General features: G+C 33.0%; 20 protein-coding genes. 10 read left to right on the top strand and 10 right to left on the bottom strand.

Annotation, left to right across the window (positions count from 1 at the left end):
* Positions 1-3: 3 nt before the first annotated feature.
* Positions 4-1,653 carry a SulP family inorganic anion transporter gene (locus tag EU92_RS01215; RefSeq protein ID WP_032514809.1) on the bottom strand — a complete coding sequence of 550 codons (1,650 nt, stop codon included), beginning with the start codon at positions 1,651-1,653 and terminating at the stop codon, positions 4-6.
* 224 nt (positions 1,654-1,877) lie between these two features.
* Between EU92_RS01215 and hemB the strand changes: the two genes are divergently transcribed.
* The 5 genes from hemB to EU92_RS01240 all read left to right on the top strand — a co-directional run bounded on the left by hemB (position 1,878) and on the right by EU92_RS01240 (position 7,046).
* Entirely contained in the window at positions 1,878-2,879 is a 1,002-nt protein-coding gene (gene hemB / locus EU92_RS01220; protein ID WP_032514598.1) for a porphobilinogen synthase, read from the top strand.
* Between the two features lie 57 nt (positions 2,880-2,936).
* Complete coding sequence (locus EU92_RS01225) at positions 2,937-3,329, top strand: VOC family protein (RefSeq protein ID WP_032523607.1); 393 nt, start codon at positions 2,937-2,939, stop codon at positions 3,327-3,329.
* An 11-nt stretch (positions 3,330-3,340) separates the two neighbouring features.
* A complete protein-coding gene (locus EU92_RS01230; RefSeq protein ID WP_032523606.1) occupies positions 3,341-5,752 on the top strand; it encodes an endonuclease MutS2 in 2,412 nt (803 codons plus the stop codon).
* A gap of 40 nt (positions 5,753-5,792) precedes the next feature.
* Positions 5,793-6,776 (top strand): Obg family GTPase CgtA, encoded by a 984-nt coding sequence (gene cgtA / locus EU92_RS01235; protein ID WP_032514595.1) that lies wholly within the window; start codon positions 5,793-5,795, stop codon positions 6,774-6,776.
* A gap of 87 nt (positions 6,777-6,863) precedes the next feature.
* Positions 6,864-7,046 (top strand): hypothetical protein, encoded by a 183-nt coding sequence (locus tag EU92_RS01240; RefSeq protein ID WP_032514808.1) that lies wholly within the window; start codon positions 6,864-6,866, stop codon positions 7,044-7,046.
* 69 nt (positions 7,047-7,115) lie between these two features.
* Here EU92_RS01240 and EU92_RS01245 read toward each other — a convergent pair whose 3' ends face one another.
* A complete protein-coding gene (locus EU92_RS01245; RefSeq protein WP_011817713.1) occupies positions 7,116-7,334 on the bottom strand; it encodes a CP12 domain-containing protein in 219 nt (72 codons plus the stop codon).
* A gap of 129 nt (positions 7,335-7,463) precedes the next feature.
* The gene (locus tag EU92_RS01250) at positions 7,464-8,408 is read right to left on the bottom strand and encodes a glutathione S-transferase (protein ID WP_032514594.1); all 945 of its coding nucleotides are present in this window, start codon (positions 8,406-8,408) and stop codon (positions 7,464-7,466) included.
* Between the two features lie 23 nt (positions 8,409-8,431).
* Between EU92_RS01250 and EU92_RS01255 the strand changes: the two genes are divergently transcribed.
* A complete protein-coding gene (locus EU92_RS01255) occupies positions 8,432-9,337 on the top strand; it encodes an aspartoacylase (protein ID WP_032514593.1) in 906 nt (301 codons plus the stop codon).
* Between the two features lie 130 nt (positions 9,338-9,467).
* Here EU92_RS01255 and EU92_RS10330 read toward each other — a convergent pair whose 3' ends face one another.
* Complete coding sequence (locus EU92_RS10330) at positions 9,468-9,596, bottom strand: hypothetical protein (protein WP_275040540.1); 129 nt, start codon at positions 9,594-9,596, stop codon at positions 9,468-9,470.
* A 188-nt stretch (positions 9,597-9,784) separates the two neighbouring features.
* Between EU92_RS10330 and psbA the strand changes: the two genes are divergently transcribed.
* Together psbA and aroC are read left to right on the top strand one after the other, a co-directional pair.
* Positions 9,785-10,867 (top strand): photosystem II q(b) protein, encoded by a 1,083-nt coding sequence (gene psbA, locus EU92_RS01260; RefSeq protein ID WP_032514592.1) that lies wholly within the window; start codon positions 9,785-9,787, stop codon positions 10,865-10,867.
* 106 nt (positions 10,868-10,973) lie between these two features.
* Positions 10,974-12,071: a chorismate synthase gene (gene aroC, locus EU92_RS01265; RefSeq protein WP_032514807.1), complete on the top strand. Its 1,098-nt coding sequence runs from the start codon at positions 10,974-10,976 to the stop codon at positions 12,069-12,071.
* Positions 12,072-12,103: 32 nt separating this feature from the next.
* Here the strand turns inward: aroC and EU92_RS01270 are convergent, their stop codons facing one another.
* The 6 genes from EU92_RS01270 to EU92_RS01290 all read right to left on the bottom strand — a co-directional run bounded on the left by EU92_RS01270 (position 12,104) and on the right by EU92_RS01290 (position 18,372).
* Entirely contained in the window at positions 12,104-12,730 is a 627-nt protein-coding gene (locus EU92_RS01270; RefSeq protein ID WP_032514591.1) for a bifunctional 4-hydroxy-2-oxoglutarate aldolase/2-dehydro-3-deoxy-phosphogluconate aldolase, read from the bottom strand.
* A 15-nt stretch (positions 12,731-12,745) separates the two neighbouring features.
* Positions 12,746-14,599, bottom strand: coding sequence for an ATP-dependent zinc metalloprotease FtsH (ftsH, locus tag EU92_RS01275; RefSeq protein ID WP_032514590.1), 1,854 nt, complete (start codon positions 14,597-14,599; stop codon positions 12,746-12,748).
* 46 nt (positions 14,600-14,645) lie between these two features.
* Positions 14,646-15,821, bottom strand: coding sequence for a sulfate adenylyltransferase (gene sat / locus EU92_RS01280; RefSeq protein ID WP_032514589.1), 1,176 nt, complete (start codon positions 15,819-15,821; stop codon positions 14,646-14,648).
* Between the two features lie 73 nt (positions 15,822-15,894).
* On the bottom strand, positions 15,895-16,689 hold the full coding sequence (psbO, locus tag EU92_RS0109275; protein ID WP_032514588.1) for a photosystem II manganese-stabilizing polypeptide: 795 nt from the start codon (positions 16,687-16,689) through the stop codon (positions 15,895-15,897).
* Between the two features lie 215 nt (positions 16,690-16,904).
* Complete coding sequence (coaBC, locus tag EU92_RS01285) at positions 16,905-18,161, bottom strand: bifunctional phosphopantothenoylcysteine decarboxylase/phosphopantothenate--cysteine ligase CoaBC (protein WP_032514587.1); 1,257 nt, start codon at positions 18,159-18,161, stop codon at positions 16,905-16,907.
* Positions 18,151-18,372 (bottom strand): DUF2555 domain-containing protein, encoded by a 222-nt coding sequence (locus EU92_RS01290; protein ID WP_032514586.1) that lies wholly within the window; start codon positions 18,370-18,372, stop codon positions 18,151-18,153. The genes coaBC and EU92_RS01290 overlap by 11 nt, the downstream gene beginning before the upstream one ends.
* 223 nt (positions 18,373-18,595) lie before the next feature.
* Here EU92_RS01290 and EU92_RS01295 point away from each other — a divergent pair, with 223 nt between their 5' ends.
* Positions 18,596-18,796, top strand: a complete 201-nt coding sequence (locus EU92_RS01295) for a hypothetical protein (RefSeq protein ID WP_032514585.1) — start codon at positions 18,596-18,598, stop codon at positions 18,794-18,796.
* An 11-nt stretch (positions 18,797-18,807) separates the two neighbouring features.
* On the top strand, positions 18,808-19,149 hold the full coding sequence (locus EU92_RS01300) for a DUF565 domain-containing protein (RefSeq protein WP_032514583.1): 342 nt from the start codon (positions 18,808-18,810) through the stop codon (positions 19,147-19,149).

Below are 19,149 nucleotides of genomic sequence, written 5' to 3'. Positions count from 1 at the left end.
TTATTAAGTTAATTCATTTAAAGCCTTTTCTAAAGCTTGTTTTCTTGTTTCAATGATTCCATCAACGCCAAACTTTGAAAGTCTTTCTCGAACTTTTTCATTCGCGCCAGCAACAAATGCTTTCCTAGAATTGTTTTTAGCTTCTTGCATCATATCTTCAATAGCAAGGGTTGCTGTCACGCCAAGTCTTGGAACATCAGTAATATCTAATATCAGAATCTTGTAATTTCTTACCAGATTCATTCTGTCAGAGATACCTTTTGCGGCACCAAAACTAAGTGGTCCTTTGAGTCTAAATAACATTACTTCTCCAGAGCATCTATCAAGCAGTGCTTTTTCATCAGTCGGTAATGTATTTTGAACTTGATTATTACCTGTTAATGAAGGATTATCCTCTTCCATGCCTTCGAGTTGAGTTTCAGTAATTGAATCAATAGTCAACATGTTTGCAATAAATACCCCAACTAGTACTGCCCATATTAAATCCCAAAAAACTGTCATTAGGAGTACACCATACATAACAACTGAAGTTTTTAGAGATAATTTATGCGCCCTGAGCAAGAATCCCCAGTCAATTATATCCAATCCAACCTTGATTAGGATACCTGCTAAAAGAGCTGTAGGTATTTGTTCTGCTAATGGTCCTGCACCAACTAAAACTATTAGTAATACAATCGAGTGAACCATTCCTGATAAAGGAGTAGATCCACCTGATTTGACATTTATAACAGTTCTCATTGTTGCACCTGCACCAGGCAAGCCTGAAAAAAGACCTGCCACAGCATTTCCTATCCCCTGTCCAATCAGCTCTCTATCAGAATTATGTTTTGTTTGAGAAATATTGTCTGCTACTAGGGATGTTAGTAAGGAATCAATCGCACCAAGTACTGCTAATACGAGACCAGCTTTAAATATAATAGGAAAATACTGGTTGAAACTAGGAAAATCTAAAGATGGAACTCCTCTAGGAATTTCTCCAATTCTATCTATTGTTCCACCAAAAAAAATTGATATTGGAGTGACTATTAATAATGCTAAAAGTGGTGAAGGAACCCACTGAGTTATTTTTCTAGGAGTTAGAAATACTATCGCTAATGTCATTATTGCTACTCCAATGGCAGCACCATTGGGTTCGAAATTTGAGAAAACAGTACTTAAAGAGTCAACTACCCCTCCTCTTGTACTTATTCCTAATAGTGGTCCAATTTGAAGTGCAATGATTATTACACCGATACCAGACATGAATCCCGATACAACAGAATATGGTACAAGAGTTATATATTTTCCTAGCTTGAGAATTCCAAACGCAATTTGTAATAAACCACCAATTACTACTGCAGCCATTACTAAAGGTAAGATTTGTCCTGCAGATAAATCTCTAGGAACTCCAACTGCTGCTAAACCTGCAACCACTCCGGCAACAGTTACACTCATTGGCCCTGTTGGTCCGCTAACTTGAGCAGGTGTACCTCCAAATAATGCAGCCAAAAAACCAACTACTACTGCTCCATATAATCCGTAAATAGCTCCACCTGGACCCAAAGCTGCATTACCAAAAGCAAGGGCAAGAGGTAAAGCCACAACTGCGGCTGTAATTCCTCCTAAAATATCACCCCTAATATTTTTAAGATGGAATCCATTGATTATTTTCAAAGAAATTCTCCTCAAATAAATGTATTAACTAAGAAATATTATCTCTTTATGTAGTAAATTTGTAAAAAAATTAAGTTTACGCAAAATTTTTATATAACTTTGTTTAATTATTTATTCATTAATTACGTTAATTTTCCTGAACAAAAGACATTTTTTTTTGATTTATATGTAAGTTAACAGTCTATCGTAATAGATAAATATTTTTCAATTTAAATAATATTCAAATGAATTCGATTATTCGCCCAAGAAGATTAAGAAGGACTGAGGCAATTAGAGAGATGGTAAGAGAAAATTATTTAGATTCTTCGGATTTTATTTATCCATTATTTGTTCATGAAAAGGATTTTAAAGAAGAAATTTCGGCAATGCCTGGAACTTTTAGATGGGATATGAATGGATTAATAAAGGAGGTGATAAGGGCATGGGAATTGGGAATAAGATGTATTGTTCTTTTCCCGAAAATAAACGATAGATTAAAGACTGAGGACGGAGCAGAGTGTTTTAATGAAAAGGGTTTAATACCTAAAGCTATTCGGATTTTAAAAAAAGAGGTTCCAGAAATGGCAATAATGACAGATGTTGCTTTGGACCCATACTCATGTGATGGACATGATGGATTAGTTGATGAGACAGGAAAAATATTGAATGATGAAACAATTGATATTTTAAAAAAACAAGCTTTAACGCAAGCTAGAGCTGGAGCAGATTTTATCGGTCCTAGTGACATGATGGATGGGAGAGTTGGAGCTATAAGAAATTCGCTTGATAGTAATGGATTTAGTGATGTAGGTATTATTAGTTATACGGCAAAATTTTCATCTGCTTATTATGGGCCATTTAGAACTGCTTTAGATTCCGCTCCAAGAGAAAATAGTAAAAAAATAATTCCAGATAATAAATCTACGTATCAAATGGACCCTGCAAATTCAAAAGAGGCTTTAATTGAATCTGCATTGGATCAGTATGAAGGAGCAGATATTTTGATGGTAAAACCTGGCATTTCATATTTGGATATTGTTTATAGACTAAGTACTTTTTCAAATAAACCTATAGCTGCATATAACGTTAGTGGGGAGTATTCTATGGTGAAGTCTGCTGCTATGAAGAATTGGATTAATGAAAAAGATATTGTCTTAGAAACGTTACTTAGTTTTAAGAGAGCAGGAGCAAAATTAATACTCACTTATCATGCTTGTGATGCATCTCAATGGTTGAAGGATACTTAAAAACTCATTATTAACAGAAATTTGGTTTATTCTTAGTTTAATATTAAATTTAGCGCTTTGTTTTTAAAGTTTTCACAAGGAGTAAATAGGATAGGTCACATTGCACTTAGAGTAGAAAATCTCGAGAGGGCCAAATCTTTTTACCTTAAATTGGGAATGAATTTGATTTGGGATGATAAAGATTGGTCTTATTTGGAAGCTGGTAAAGGTAAAGATGGACTGGCATTGTTAGGCCCTAGCTATAAAGCTGCGGGACCACACTTTGCTTTTCACTTTGAAACTAAACAAGAAGTAATAAATATTCAGAATGATTTAAAAAACTCTGGAGTAAAAGTTGGGCCTTTACATGAACATAGAGATGGAACAGCATCTTTTTACATGAAAGATACTGAAGGAAACTGGCTTGAGATGCTATATGTTCCTCCAGAAGGGATTCAATCAAATGTTTGATCCTTTTTTGTATGCAAGAGCAAAATCAATCTAAAAATTCATATACAGAGACTGTGTTGGAAGATGAATCTATAAATCTTTTAGATTGGCATTTATTAAAAAGGCATTTATCTTCTTTTGCCTCTACAGAAATGGGTAAACAAGCAATCTTAAGTTTTGTAATCCCCTCTGAATATGATGTTTCTAAAAGACTTTTGAATGAAACTGTTGAAATAACTGAGCTAGAAAATAATCTTGATAAATCAATTAGCTTTTCTGATGTATTTGATATAAAAAGAAATATTGAAATTTGTTCAAAGGGAGGCGTGATCCTCTCTTCTGACTTATTAGAAATAGCCAAAACAATTGCTGCGGCAAGAAATTTAAAAGACATCTTATTAGATTTTGAACAAAGGCCTTTTATTTCCTCATTTACAAAAAATTTAATTGACCATCAAAATATCGAAACGATTTTAAAAAATGGAATCGAACCTAATGGAAGGATTTCAGACAATGCTAGTAGCAATTTATCTATTCTCAGAAAAGAATTATTATCTAAGAAACTGGAAAGAAAAACATTAGTTGATAAATTTATTCAAAAGAATTTAGTTTATTTGCAAGATTCTATAATTGGTGATCGGTATGGTAGACCTGTTGTAGCAGTAAAAGTCAATTATGTAGATAAATTTAGTGGCATAATTCATGACTCTTCATCTTCTGGAAATACTGTATACTTTGAACCTGATAGCGTAGTAAAAAAAGGTAATAAGATTGCTTCTTTAGAGGCTAGGGTCACAGCAGAAGAATTCAAATTACTGCAAAAATGGTCTCAAGTTATTAGTGATAATTCAGAGAATCTCATTGCAATGGTATCGATTTTATTGAGATTAGAAAATGCTCTAACTCGTTCAAGATATTCGAAATGGATTGGAGGTAAAACTCCTATTTTGGGAAAAGATCCTATTGTTTCCTTAATTGGTTTTTCTCATCCATTATTGATTTGGGAAAACAAGAAAAAAGGAGATCCTCCACCAGTGGCTGTTGATTTTCATATAAATAGAAATATTAAAGTTGTAGCTATTACAGGTCCCAATACTGGAGGTAAAACAGCTGCTTTAAAGGGTTTGGGTTTGTCATTATTAATGGCTAGATCAGGATTGTTGATTCCCTCAACTAATAGTCCAGTCATCCCTTTTTGTCCAAATATATATGTTGATATAGGGGATAATCAATCATTAGAAGAAAATTTATCTACCTTCAGCGGGCATATATCCCGCATAAAAAAGATCTTAGAATTACTTGAAAATAGGAGAGGATTATCAATTGTTTTGTTAGATGAGATTGGATCCGGCACAGATCCTGTTGAAGGTAGTGCTCTCGCAATGGCTTTGTTAAAAGAATTTGCAAACAAATCTGATATAACTTTAGCAACTACTCATTATGGAGATATTAAGGCATTAAAATATAATGACTCTAGATTCGAAAACGCTTCAGTTGCCTTTGATGACGATTCTTTTAAGCCAAAATATATACTCAATTGGGGCATTCCTGGGAGAAGTAATGCTTTGTCAATCTCCAAAAGATTAGGTCTCAATGAAAGTATACTTAGTGAAGCTGCAAATTATCTAAAGCCAAAAGAAGTTGATAATATTAACAGCATTATTAAAGGACTTGAGGATGAGAGGATTAAACAACAAAAATCTGCAGAAGCAGCTGCAGAACTTATTGCTAGAACTGAAATATTACATGATGAGTTAAAGAAAAATTATGAATTTCAAAAAATAAACGCTGAAAAAATTCAGGAAATTGAAAGATATAAATTATCCAAACATATTTTATCTGCTAAAAAAGAAGTAATAGATTTGATTAAGAAATTAAGAGATCAAAATGTTAGCGGAGAGGATACTAGAATTATAGGAAAAAGATTAAAAGAAATTGAGACAGAACATCTAACTCAAAAAAGAGTTGAAAAGTCAATATCATGGAATCCTAAGGTAGGCGATTTTGTGAAAATTAAAAGTCTAAATAGTAAGGGACAAATTGTAGATTTAGATAAAAAAGGTGGTTATTACGAAGTTAAATGTGGTTCATTCAGAAGTACATTATCTGCAAATGATTTTGAAGGTGTTAATGGGGAAAAGCCTAATTTCAAAAAGTCTAAAATCGATATCAAGTCTTCAAGAGAAGATTTTTCTTTTTCTAAAATTAGAACGAGTAAAAATACAATTGACGTAAGGGGGCTAAGAGTTCATGAAGCCGAAATAATTATTGAGGAGAAAATCAGAAAATTTCATGGACCGTTATGGATTGTTCATGGAATTGGGACTGGGAAATTAAAAAAAGGTTTAAGAGAATGGTTATCAGGGTTAAATTATGTTGATAAGATTGAAGATGCAGCCACCAAAGAGGGTGGACCTGGTTGCAGTATTGCGTGGATAAAATAAAATTAAAAATATTTAGAAACCCATTAAATAAGTGTATTAAGTGCAATTTATTGATCAGGCAAACATTATTCTTAAAGCTGGAAAAGGTGGGAATGGAATAGTTTCATTTAGAAGAGAAAAATTTGTTCCGGCTGGAGGACCTTCTGGGGGGAATGGTGGTAGAGGCGGTTCAATAATATTGGTTGCTGATAATAATCTTCAAACATTATTAGATTTTAAATTCAAAAGAGAAATAATTGCTGAAGATGGATTCAAAGGAGGTCCTAATAAAAGATCTGGCGCTTCAGGTGAGGATACGATCCTTAAAGTTCCTTGCGGTACAGAAATAAGGGATATTAAAACCGGCATTCTTTTAGGAGACTTAACTAAAGATAAACAGAGTTTAACTATTGCCATTGGAGGTAGAGGTGGTCATGGTAATGCTTACTATTTGAGTAATCAAAATAGAGCCCCAGAATCATTCACTGAAGGTAAAGATGGTGAGATATGGGAGGTTCGATTAGAACTAAAACTCCTTGCAGAGGTTGGAATTATAGGCCTTCCAAATGCAGGTAAAAGTACTTTAATTTCCGTCTTATCATCTGCCCGTCCAAAAATCGCAAATTATCCTTTCACAACTTTAATACCTAATTTGGGTGTAGTAAGAAAAGTAGATGGGAACGGCTGCCTTTTTGCTGATATACCTGGATTAATATCAGGGGCAGCTGATGGAGTAGGTTTAGGGCATGATTTTTTAAGGCACATCCAAAGAACGAAAATTCTTGTACATTTGATTGATTCAATGGCAGAAAATCCTATTAATGATTTTGAGATAATTGAGCAGGAATTAGCAAAATATGGGAAAGGTCTTTTAGATAAAGAGAGGATAGTAGTCTTAAATAAAATGGAACTTGTAGATGATGATTATTTGAAAATAATCACAAAAGAGTTAAAAAATTTATCTAAAATGAAAGTCTTAGTTATTTCTTCATCTTTAAAAAAAGGTTTATCTTCACTGCTTTCTGAAGTATGGAAAAGAATATAACTTAAAGTAGAAATTTTTTTTCAAATAAATATACTTGATTTAATCATAAAAATTAGCCATAAATAATATATTGCTTTAATGAAAAATATGAATTTTTACAATTGCTTTGACCAACAAGGGAAAATAATAGCAAGATGTCAAACTATCCAAGATATTGAGGTTCTGAAGAAAATGGGAAGACCAATTTTTGAGGTTAAGGAAATGAAAAATGAAGAGTCGGTTGTGTGTTCTCTGACAGGTAGTCCTTCTGATTTTAATATGGATTATTAACACATAATTTAAAAATAAAAAAAAGGGTTTTATACCCCTTTTTTTATGAATAATCTTTCAAAATAAAACTTAATCATCATAAACAAGACATTCTGGTTCATCTGGATTGGCATCGCAGAATAATTCCAAAGCATTTGGATCATGTTTATCCTCTGGATGATGATCCTTGTATTCTTCGAGTTCTTTAAGTTCTTCAGTTAGATGTCTGACCTTTGGAAGATTGCCCTCTGCTTTAGCAGATTCGATTTCCGATTGATCTTTTTGGATGTGTTCGTCAATGGATTTCATCTTAAGCTTTTCGTACTTTAGTAGACATATATAACATAGTTAATTTCTAATGGAATTGCATTATCTATGAACTAAATAAGTGTTCATTACAACATCATTTTTTTTTGTCGAAATTGATTTATCTGTTTTTTAAGACTCTAATCTCATTATTTCTTTTAGCGATGGTAAAACTGGGATTAGTTGATTTGGGTTTAAAGGGAATAAAGCTTTGTAGTAATCTTTTTTCCATTGATCGTCATAGCATGTCTTATATACATTAGATAATTTAAAAAATTTTAGTCTCCATTCAATAATCTTCTGGAACTTTGATAGTTCTTGTTCAGTACATTTAAAAAGGATGCTATATATAAGTTCCCACCTTATAAGTGTTGGGAAAAGATAAATATCTGCGTAAGTTAACTCTTCTCCACATATCCAGTCAGCTTTATTTTTCTGTAGTGAATTTTCAACCTCATTTAAAGCTGCGAAAAGATTTTTACTTGCTTTTTCGTATGAGGACTGATTTCTGGCGAATCCGCATCGATATACACCATCATTTATGTTGTTATGAATTAAATCTAAAAGTTCTTGATTACAGTCTTTGATTTTCAATGTATTGTGTTTGGATGAACTATTTATTGTGTTAAGTAATCTTATTATTTGAGAACTTTCATTAGATAAAATATTTACTTTATCTTTTCCAAAACTAATTAAAAGAGGTAAAGTCGCTCTGAAAATTATTTTTTTATTAGCTTTTTTGTAAAGGTCAGAAAGCCTTATAAATCCTTTAAAGTTTTTATTAAAAACCCATTCTCCATTTTCAATATCTGCTTTTAAAAAAATAACTTTAACTTTTTTAGATAAATGTTTGATTTCGTGGACGAGTAAAGTTCTTTGACACCATGGACAAGAATTTCCTACCAATAAATAAATTTGTCTATTTTCATTACTAATATTATATTCACTATCAATTGTTATTCCTTTAGGTCTTTTATAATTACCTTGTATGTCTGATGGCGCGAAACCATTCATTAATTGTTTCCAATACCAAAACCAGAATTTTTTGGAAGCTTTAATTAGGTATTTATTTTGCATAGAATTTTATTTTTAAAGAAAAAATGACTATTCAAAGAATACTTATAGTTTCAGGCACTCATGGGAATGAAATTAATCCTATTTGGGCTGTTAAGCAATTCAATACAGAGGAGAATAGTTTAAAACACGGTATTGAATATGAGTACATCATAGGTAATCCTATGGCTTATGAAAAAGGATGCAGGTATATAGATGCAGATTTAAATAGATCTTTTAAAGAAGGTAAGAATTATAAACAACAAAAGAATAGTTTTTATGAAATTAATAGGGCCAATTTTTTAGTCGATCAATTTGGAATTAATGGATCTAAACCCTGTCAAATTGCTATCGATTTGCATACTACTACAGCAAATATGGGAACAAGTATTGTTATGTATGGGAGAAGATTCAAAGATTTTTGTTTAGCTGCATTACTGCAGAACAAATTTGGATTGCCTATTTATTTACACGAAAAAGATAAAGATCAGACAGGTTTTCTTGTAGAAGCTTGGCCATGTGGTTTAGTTATCGAAATAGGAGCTGTCGCACAAAATTTTTATGATCCAAAAATCATAGATAGATTCTTAATAATAATTAGCTCTTTGAGGGAAGAGATAGATAAATTGAAAAAACACCTTATAGATCTACCAAAGGAATTGATTGTTCATGTTCATCAAGGGAGTATAGATTATCCAAGAGATGAAAAAGGAGATATTGATGGCTTAATTCATCCTGAGAGAATAAACCAAGATTGGAAAATGATTAAAAAGGGAGATCCATTATTTCTTGATAAGCAAGGGATTATTCACAAATATGATGAAGATCAGTTGATTTGGCCTGTTTTTATTGGCGAAGTTGCGTATAAAGAAAAAAAAATTGCGATGAGCTATACAAAGAAAGAAGTTATCTATTCCCAAAATCAATGGGTTCAAGAGCTTGAAAGCCTTTAAATTTAGAAATCAGAAAAATAAACTGCTGATAGCTGATAAGGATTTTTTATTCAATAGATAAGTTTATTTAATATTTAATGCTTTTAATGCTTTTATTTCCCCCCCCCCCTCACTTTTAAAACTCTTAAACTTAAATTCTTTCGCTCCAATAAATAACAGCTCCAAAAGCCTCTAATTGCAGTCTTCTATGCTTAGCCTCTTTTAGAGAAACTATCTCTTTCGATCTTTTTCCATTAAGAAGCCATTCGATTATTACCAAGTTAAACCATCAATCATAAAGAGAATATTAAGCTATGGAGGTTCTTCTCTTCATATGTTGCAAAAAATAAGTTTACTTACAGAAAAATAATTTACACATTTTTTGCGATTTTGGTCTAAAATCTTTAGAGCGGAATATATTTTCCGTTTTATTTACACGTCTCATATAGAGACATATTTTACGAACTCATGACAACTATTCAGCAGCAGCGTTCTTCGCTGTTAAAAGGTTGGCCACAGTTTTGTGAGTGGGTAACATCAACTAGCAACAGAATCTATGTTGGTTGGTTCGGCGTCTTAATGATCCCATGCCTACTTGCAGCAGCGGCTTGCTTTATCGTTGCATTCATCGCAGCACCACCAGTAGACATCGACGGAATTAGAGAGCCAGTTGCTGGTTCATTCCTATATGGAAACAACATCATCTCAGGTGCAGTTGTTCCTTCATCTAACGCTATTGGTCTACACTTCTACCCAATTTGGGAAGCAGCTACTGTAGATGAGTGGTTATATAACGGTGGTCCTTACCAGCTTGTAATTTTCCACTTCCTAATTGGTATCTCAGCATACATGGGAAGACAGTGGGAGCTTTCATACCGTTTAGGTATGCGTCCTTGGATCTGTGTTGCATATTCTGCACCAGTTTCAGCGGCTTTCGCAGTATTCCTTGTATATCCATTCGGTCAAGGTTCATTCTCTGACGGAATGCCTTTAGGTATCTCTGGAACATTCAACTTCATGTTTGTTTTCCAGGCAGAGCACAACATTCTTATGCACCCATTCCACATGGCTGGTGTTGCTGGTATGTTCGGAGGATCTCTATTCTCAGCTATGCATGGTTCACTTGTTACTTCATCTCTAATCAGAGAAACAACTGGTCTTGAGTCACAAAACTATGGCTACAAGTTCGGACAAGAAGAGGAAACATATAACATCGTTGCAGCTCATGGCTACTTCGGTCGTTTGATCTTCCAATATGCAAGTTTCAACAACAGCAGAAGTCTTCACTTCTTCCTAGGTGTATTCCCAGTTGTTTGTGTATGGTTAACTTCAATGGGTATTTGCACAATGGCATTCAACCTTAACGGTTTCAACTTCAACCAGTCAGTTGTTGATGCAAACGGTAAGATTGTTCCTACATGGGGTGACGTTCTTAACAGAGCAAACCTAGGTATGGAAGTAATGCACGAGCGTAATGCTCACAACTTCCCACTTGATCTAGCAGCAGCTGAGTCTACAACAGTAGCTCTTTCAGCTCCAGCTATTGGTTAAGCTTAAAGTTCTTAAATTCACAAGCCCCCTTTTGGGGGCTTTTTTTTTGTTTAATTTTCAATTGGTTTCATATAATGTTTATATAAACAAAATCTTTGATATTTCTATGAGTAGTAGTTTTGGAAAAATTTTTCGTGTTAGTACTTTTGGAGAATCACATGGTGGCGCTGTAGGAGTTATCCTTGATGGATGTCCACCAAAGTTGAAAATAGATATAAAGTTGATACAAAATGAATTAGACAGGCGTAGGCCTGGACAAAGTGACATTACAACACCCCGAAATGAAGAAGACAAAATTGAAATATTAAGTGGAATAAAGGAAGGTTTAACGCTTGGAACTCCAATAGCGATGATGGTTAGAAACAAGGATCAAAGACCAGGAGATTATAATAATTTGGAGCAAGTATTTAGACCATCACATGCAGACGGTACATATCATCTGAAATATGGAATTCAGGCTAGTTCTGGTGGTGGAAGAGCCTCTGCAAGAGAAACAATCGGTAGAGTAGCCGCTGGTGCTGTAGCAAAACAATTATTAAAAAACTTGTTTAACACTGAAATACTATCTTGGGTGAAGCGTATACATGACATTGATTCTGATATAAATAAAGAAAAGATTTCTCTTAATAAAATAGATTCAAATATTGTTAGATGTCCTGATGCAAAGGTATCAACAGAAATGATCGCAAGAATTAAGGAATTAAAACGTCAAGGAGACTCTTGTGGAGGTGTTATTGAATGTCTAGTTAGAAATGTACCGTCTGGTCTGGGAATGCCAGTTTTTGATAAATTAGAAGCTGATTTAGCAAAGGCTTTGATGTCTTTGCCTGCCACGAAAGGCTTTGAAATAGGTTCAGGTTTCTCTGGAACCTATTTAAAAGGAAGTGAACATAATGATTCATTCATTAACTCTGATGATATTAGTAAGTTAAGAACAACATCTAACAATTCAGGAGGTATACAGGGCGGAATAAGTAATGGCGAAAATATTGAGATGAAGATAGCTTTTAAACCTACAGCAACCATTGGGAAAGAACAGAAAACAGTAAATGCTGAAGGGAAAGAAGTATTGATGAAAGCAAAAGGTAGACATGACCCATGTGTGCTGCCAAGAGCAGTCCCAATGGTTGATGCAATGGTCGCTTTAGTACTTGCTGATCATTTACTTCTTAATCATGCACAATGCGGCTTAATGAATCATTAGTAGGATCATAAATAATTTGTTTTATTCTTGATTTAATTATTTTTAAGCCATTCAAAAATTTTTGGATCAAATTTTTGATTTTTGATACCTTTATCTCCAATTATGATTGATTTGTATCCTAAAGCTTTATAAGTTTTTACATCATTGATTGATAGACCTCCAGCAGCAATGAAATCAATATTTTTATAGTGGAGTATATCTATAGAATTATCTTTACTTTTTATTGGATAAATTTTGATAATGTTGCAATTTACATTTATCGCTTCCTTAAGGTCTTTTAAATTTTTAATCCCAGGTATTAATAAAAAGTTTTTTGACTTCGCATAATTGAAAAGATCTTTGTCCCAAAATTTCATCATCGAAAAATCTAATCCAATTTTTAAAGAATCTTCTATTGATTGCTTATTAATTATTGAGGCAGAACCTAAATTAATTTTTGGATATTTGATTTTGATATCGGATACAAAATCTAACCATTTTTCATTATTAGACCAACTTATTTCAATATTATTTAGTCCTAATTTTACTAAGCTTTCTAATTCTTTAAAAAATGAATCCCTTGTAGAGGTATTTGAGTAAATTTTATCTTCAGGCTTTATAAGCAAAAAAAAAGAAGAATTTTTCAGTAACTCCGAAAAAGAATCTTCTTTATTATTCATTAAAAATTTTTAAGACTAGATATAGTTTGCAACTTTAACATCTGACCGATTAAGCAAATCTTGAATATCTTCAGTATCTATTGTTTCTCTTTCAATGAGCATTTGCGCCATTTCGTCAAGGACAGTTCTATTATCTGATAAAACTTTTGTAGCTCTTTTGTAGGCAATGTCAACGAGTTCAGAAACCTCTTCATCAATTGTTGCGGCTGTGTCTTCAGAAAAGTCTCTTGAAGAGGTCATATCTCGTCCTAGAAACATTCCACCTTGGGATTGCCCTAAAGCGACTGGACCTATTTTGTCGCTCATTCCAAATTTAGTAATCATTTGTCTTGCTACATTAGCAACTTGCTGTAAATCATTTGAAGCTCCAGTTGTAACTTCTTCTTCTCCATACACTATTTCTTCAGCAACTCTTCCCCCTAAGGCTACAGCCATTTGATTTTGAAGGTAAGAACGAGAATAGAGACCTGATTCCAATCTTTCTTCACTTGGAGTAAAGAATGTTAGACCTCCAGCTTGACCTCTAGGAATTATTGAAACTTTTGCTACAGGATCATAATCAGGCATCAGTGCTCCAACAAGCGCATGTCCGGCCTCATGATAAGCAACTAATTCTTTTTTCTTATCACTGATAACTCTATCTTTTTTCTCTGGTCCAGCCATAACTCTTTCAATAGCATCACCGACTTCATCATTGCTTACTTTATCTAGATCTTTTCTAGCTGCTAGTATTGCTGCTTCATTAAGTAAATTAGCCAAATCAGCACCGGTAAATCCTGGTGTTCTTCTAGCAACTTTATCTAAATCAACATCTTTTGAAAGAGTTTTATCTTTAGCATGAACATTTAGTATTTGTAATCTTCCAGCATAATCTGGCCTGTCTACAGTTACCTGTCTATCAAATCTTCCAGGACGCATCAATGCTGAATCTAAAACATCAGGTCTATTAGTAGCAGCAACTATTATTATTCCAGAATTACCTTCGAAACCATCCATTTCGGTAAGAAGTTGGTTTAATGTTTGTTCTCTTTCGTCATTCCCTCCACCCATTCCTGCACCTCTTTGTCTTCCAACGGCATCTATTTCGTCAATAAATACTATGCAAGGAGCGTTCTTTTTGGCTTGCTCAAAAAGGTCTCTAACTCTGCTAGCACCAACACCAACAAACATCTCTACAAATTCTGAACCTGATATAGAGAAAAAAGGAACACCAGCCTCTCCTGCAACTGCTTTGGCTAATAAAGTTTTTCCTGTACCAGGAGGACCAACAAGAAGAACACCTTTAGGGATTTTTGCTCCAACTGCAGTAAATCTATCTGGACTCTTAAGAAAATCTACGACTTCAGTTAATTCTAATTTTGCACCTTCAACACCAGCTACATCTGAAAAAGTTACCTGTGTGGATGGTTCCATTTGAAGTCTAGCTTTGCTTTTGCCAAAGCTCATGGCAGGATTGCCTCCACCTGCATTTCCGCTTTGAGATCTTCTAAAAAGAAAAAATAAACCTCCAATTAAAAGTACAGGGAAAATTAAGCTACTCAAAGCCTGTTGCCATGGATTAGCTAATTTTGTAGGAGTTACAGCTATATCAACATTATTTTCAGTTAAGATTTTCAATAAATCTTTATCGGGGGCTAAATTCACCTCCGATCTGCTTCCATCATTTTCAACAACTTGAGCAGTTGCATTGTCTGGAGATATTAATACTCTACTAATTTCTTTATCTTGAACTGCCTCTATAAAATCACTATATCTTAAAGTTTTTGTAGCGTTCTCTGTACTAGGGTTATCAAAAACGGAAGTACCTATAAAAATGACAGTAATAACAGCTAGGACGTAAAGCCCTACGTTTCTCCAACGTTTGTTCACGATAATTTATCTTTATTAAATATATAATACTAATAATAAAACAATATTAAGACCTTCTTAGAACATCCACTACACTTTTGAATGCGAACCATTCTGGAATAGGTTCACCATTCCTTAATTTCTTTCTAAATTCTGTACCGCTAAGTTTCATAATTTGATAATTAAATTCCTTAGCTTCTTCAGCTGTAATATATCCTTTTTCTTTGGTATATACTAGATTTTTTGAAGGAACAGTTTGCATCATCAACTCGCCTGCACATTTATTCGCAAAATTTTGCGCGTCATATGGACTATAAAAGTCTTCACCAGTTGATGATGATTTACAACCAGCCATATCTCTACCAATAATAAAATGTGTGCAGCCATAATTTCTTCTAATAATCATATGTTGAAGAGCTTCTCTTGGACCTGCCATATGCATTGAATAAGGCAAAAATGCCCATCTTATTCTTTCATCAGATATTTCTTCTTCTAATTCTTTATATGTCAAATATCGAACTTTCCCAGGAATATCATCTTGTTGCGTTGGACCACAAGTTGGATGTACTAAAACAACCGAATTTGGTGAGACATTATCTGAAAGTAAGGCATTAGTAAATAATTCATAATGTGCTCTATGAATTGGATTTCTGCATTGAAATGCAACGACATCATAATTTGATGGAAGCGTAGATCTAACTTCTTCAGGGGTTTTGCAGGGAAATTCTCTTATTGGCAGTTCGAAACCATAAACTCTCCCTCCTATATAAAATCTTCCCCTTTCATTAAAAATCATCTTAACAGCAGGATGATCCAATGAATTAGTACCATAACAAAGTTCAGCTTCTAAGGATTTATCAGGCTCCCATATAGAACTAACTTCTAAAACTGCTATTTTTTGTTTTTTATAGGTAAGCAAGATTGTTTCTCCTGCTTTTACTTTTTCATTATTTGAATCAAATACAATCGGCAAGCCAAAAAGCATTCCGCTCATATCTCTATTATTTTTAATAACCGATTTGTAATTATTTTCATCCATAAAACCTTCCAACGGAGAAAAAGCACCAACCATCAAAAGTTCTACATCACATGCATTTCTCTCGCTGCATTCAAACTCATAAGTAACTTTAGATATAAGATCATTTTTAAGGTTTACATCTTTGAAAATTAAATTTTTTAGTTCTCCTCCATAAGGCGGAATTAATCCATTGGAGTCTTTTTTTGTTTTTTGTTGTAATTCCATTTTTTTAATTGATTAAGGAAAAATTAAAAAAAAAAAAAGGGGTTAAACCCCTCCTTTTTTTAAAAATTAGGATTTATGCCTTTCTTCCGTATAGCTCTCCGATTATTTTTACATCAAGTGGATCTTTTGAACCCATATCAGTATCTGATGGCTGGATGGCTTCAAAAGTACCAGTAAATTCGTCGGTATCTGAATCTACATTTTGTATAGATAAGGTAATTACTCCTGTACCATTTACATCTACTTTAATATTTTCTTTAGCAAGTTCTTCATCATCTCCGCCAAGTGCTACTAAGCCCTGAGCATATTCAACTCCAGTATTTTTTGCTCTCGCTTTGGGATCTAAGAAATCTCCAGTTCTGTAGTTAGGCGTAAATGTTGAACCACTAACTTCTGTACCTGGTTCAATAGATGAAGGTAAATCAACTGTTAAGTCTTTAGCAGAAAAAGCGAAGGGTACTTCTAATCCTCCTGGAGTTAAAACAGTAATAAGCTGAGAATCAATACCACCTTTTTCAGTAAATGTACCTTTTTCTATATCTCCATAAACTTCAGCAACTGTTGTGTTGTTTATAGGGCTAATAATTCTTGTAGAAACGAATTCTGAAGCTTTTCTCTTCGTTCCTGGAACTTTTACATAAACTTCTGTTGGATGCATGCATATTCCTTTAAGAGTGTCGCCACTCCCTAGAGAAATTGAACCAGTAAGAGAAGAATCTAATGTAGGACAATCATTAGCTTTTCCTGTATTAACAACATCTGTAAATTGCGCATTTCCTCTTTCAGAAAAAGCAAATGTTTTAAAGGGTACGAAAGCAAAAGTTATACAAAGTGAAATAACAAAAGCTAAGAAAGAACGAATTCTCATAATTAAAGTAGCAGTAAAGTTCTGTGACGGATGATTAAAGGTCACCTAAATAGTTCAGTACGGATATTACTAGGGAAAGGACCATAAAAGTTAGTACTTTTAAATCCTCGAAACAACCCGTAGCTTTTTAGATTTTAAAAAACTGGAATTATTGTAAGCTATCACATTATTTTTAATGATTAAGATTACAAAAAAATACAAATAAAAAATTTTTTTTATTTGTTTACTGAAATAATTTGAGTTATTAATTTATTTGCTAAATCAATTTTTGATGTTTTTTTTATGTGATATTCCATAATCTTTGTATCGAATAGCCAACCTTCATTTTGTGCTAAAACCCCAAATCCCTGACCGGCAAGATCAATTGGATTTGCAAATAGATAATCACAACCTTTTTGAATAATCTTTTTTTTAATTTTTATTTTTGCTTCTTCAATAGACCCTGTAAAAGCAGAAAAACCCACAAAAACTTGATTATCTTTTTTTGATTCGCTGATTTTTTTTAAAATATCTGGGACTAGCTCAAAATTTTCATTTAAATAATCATTAATCTTATTTTTAGGAATTTTAGCTGAAATATCAGAAGTTATCTTAAAATCTGATACTGCTGCATTCATGAACAAATAATCACAACTCGAAATTCTATTTTTTATTTCCCTAATTAAATCAAAACTAGTCTCAATTTGATATCTTTCAATTCCATCAGTAAGCTCTTTCTCGACTTTAAGAGGCCCATGGATGTATTTTACTTGAGCTCCTCTGAACTTTGCTACTTGAGAAAGAAGTAAGCCCATAGCTCCAGAACTTTTATTAGAAATATGTCTTGCCGCGTCAATGTTTTCTAAGGTGCAACCTCCAGTTATTAAAAATTCTTTATTAATTAAATCTTTGCGATAAGAATTGTCCTTGTGTAAAATTATAAATTCAATAGCTAACTGAATTAGATCATTAGAAGGTATCTTACCAATGCCAATAGCATCACATGCTAAAAGACCTTCACTTGGCTGCAAAGACAAAACATTTTCGTAAGTCTGTATATTCTCATAATTTTTTTGGACAGCTTGATTTAGCCACATTTGTGTATTCATTGCTGGAGCAACAATAATTGGCTTAATATTTGCTATTAAAATGCTTGGAATCAATCCATCTGCATTTCCAGTTACCCATTTTGATAATGTTGTGGCGGTTAGTGGGGCAACGATTAAAATATCAGCCCAATTGCATAGTTCTATATGAAGAGGTGTTGATTGAATATTTGACCATTGATCATCTTCTAAAATACAAGAGTTTCTACTTAAGATAGAAAGAGAAAGTGGCTGTATTAATTTTTTTGCATTTTTAGATAAGACGCACCTTATTTCATAATTTTCTTTTGCTAATTGACTAACTAATAATGGAATTCTTACTGCTGCAATACTCCCTGTTATTAATAAAAGAACCTTAATTTTAGATTCCGTATTTTTAGTTTGCATTGAAAGGTTCCTTATCAAGTAGATGAATATAATCAGATTTGAAATCAGGTCTCTTGATTGAAAGTTCTCTAAGATAAAATAAGTCTTTTAAACCATCAAATGGTGTTAAATAATTATCTTTCTCTAAACTTTTTGCAAGCCCAAGGTTCATTTCTTCATTAAAAGATTTTAATAGATCCTCACTTATTTTATTTTTAGAAATTAATTCCATATTGAATAAGGCCAATATTCTAATAATAAAGCCTCACGTAATTATGCAAAATTGATGGAGATATTAAATACATATTTATCAAGGTAAGAATAAAAATATTTTTAAGAGGTACTATCTTTATTAAATTCTTTTTAAGTGATTTATCTTCATTTTCGGTCATAAATATGCAAACTCTCCTTATCAAAAATATTCTTTCTTAAAATACAATTATTAAGTCTAAATCATGTCACAAAACAAAAGAGAGCAAGTCACTAGTCACATTCGCTATTTAAGGCAAGAATTAAGAGAAATGCATTTAAGCATAAAAGAAGATGGCCTTTTCCCTGAACCAGGCGAATTAAGAGGAATAATGGCTCAGTTTGAGGCTTTACTTGAATTAGTCGAGGGAAAGACTAAAATTCAATCAAACTCTGAAGCTATTTAGTTGAAAGCAAAATGGTTTTAAGACCTCAAAAGACAAATTTTCAACTAAAAATTGTAGAAAATATTCAGACATTTAGTATATGGGCTAATAATCCATGGAGAAGATATTCAGTATCATTAATCACTCTCTTAATTGGTTATTTTCTAGGAAGTTCTCTTGGCATGGTAAGTGCAGTTGTGGATCTCATGGACCCAGTAGCTGCTCTCTTAACAGTCGTTTTTATTGAAACTTTAATAATTTTTAGAAGAAATTTACGATTTGAGAAAAAAAGTAGATTTTTAGTACTTTTATTAGATTCTCTAAGACTAGGATTATTTTATGGTTTCTTTACTGAAAGTCTTAAGTTACTTTAA

Origin of the sequence: Prochlorococcus marinus str. MIT 9107, from assembly GCF_000759855.1 — a bacterium.
In the GTDB taxonomy this organism is placed as follows: Bacteria; Cyanobacteriota; Cyanobacteriia; order PCC-6307; family Cyanobiaceae; genus Prochlorococcus_A; species Prochlorococcus_A marinus_N.
This window is presented reverse-complemented; position numbering and strand designations above follow the sequence as displayed.

What these genes read in the sequence shown, in the direction of transcription:
- hemB (WP_032514598.1), top strand. Translation starts at nt 1,878, where the DNA reads ATGAATTCGATTATTCGCCCAAGAAGATTAAGAAGGACTGAGGCAATT.
- EU92_RS01230 (WP_032523606.1), top strand. Translation starts at nt 3,341, where the DNA reads ATGCAAGAGCAAAATCAATCTAAAAATTCATATACAGAGACTGTGTTG.
- EU92_RS01240 (WP_032514808.1), top strand. Translation starts at nt 6,864, where the DNA reads ATGAATTTTTACAATTGCTTTGACCAACAAGGGAAAATAATAGCAAGA.
- EU92_RS01245 (WP_011817713.1), bottom strand. Translation starts at nt 7,334, where the DNA reads ATGAAATCCATTGACGAACACATCCAAAAAGATCAATCGGAAATCGAA.
- EU92_RS01250 (WP_032514594.1), bottom strand. Translation starts at nt 8,408, where the DNA reads ATGCAAAATAAATACCTAATTAAAGCTTCCAAAAAATTCTGGTTTTGG.
- EU92_RS01255 (WP_032514593.1), top strand. Translation starts at nt 8,432, where the DNA reads ATGACTATTCAAAGAATACTTATAGTTTCAGGCACTCATGGGAATGAA.
- psbA (WP_032514592.1), top strand. Translation starts at nt 9,785, where the DNA reads ATGACAACTATTCAGCAGCAGCGTTCTTCGCTGTTAAAAGGTTGGCCA.
- aroC (WP_032514807.1), top strand. Translation starts at nt 10,974, where the DNA reads ATGAGTAGTAGTTTTGGAAAAATTTTTCGTGTTAGTACTTTTGGAGAA.
- EU92_RS01270 (WP_032514591.1), bottom strand. Translation starts at nt 12,730, where the DNA reads ATGAATAATAAAGAAGATTCTTTTTCGGAGTTACTGAAAAATTCTTCT.
- sat (WP_032514589.1), bottom strand. Translation starts at nt 15,821, where the DNA reads ATGGAATTACAACAAAAAACAAAAAAAGACTCCAATGGATTAATTCCG.
- psbO (WP_032514588.1), bottom strand. Translation starts at nt 16,689, where the DNA reads ATGAGAATTCGTTCTTTCTTAGCTTTTGTTATTTCACTTTGTATAACT.
- coaBC (WP_032514587.1), bottom strand. Translation starts at nt 18,161, where the DNA reads ATGCAAACTAAAAATACGGAATCTAAAATTAAGGTTCTTTTATTAATA.
- EU92_RS01290 (WP_032514586.1), bottom strand. Translation starts at nt 18,372, where the DNA reads ATGGAATTAATTTCTAAAAATAAAATAAGTGAGGATCTATTAAAATCT.
- EU92_RS01295 (WP_032514585.1), top strand. Translation starts at nt 18,596, where the DNA reads ATGTCACAAAACAAAAGAGAGCAAGTCACTAGTCACATTCGCTATTTA.
- EU92_RS01300 (WP_032514583.1), top strand. Translation starts at nt 18,808, where the DNA reads ATGGTTTTAAGACCTCAAAAGACAAATTTTCAACTAAAAATTGTAGAA.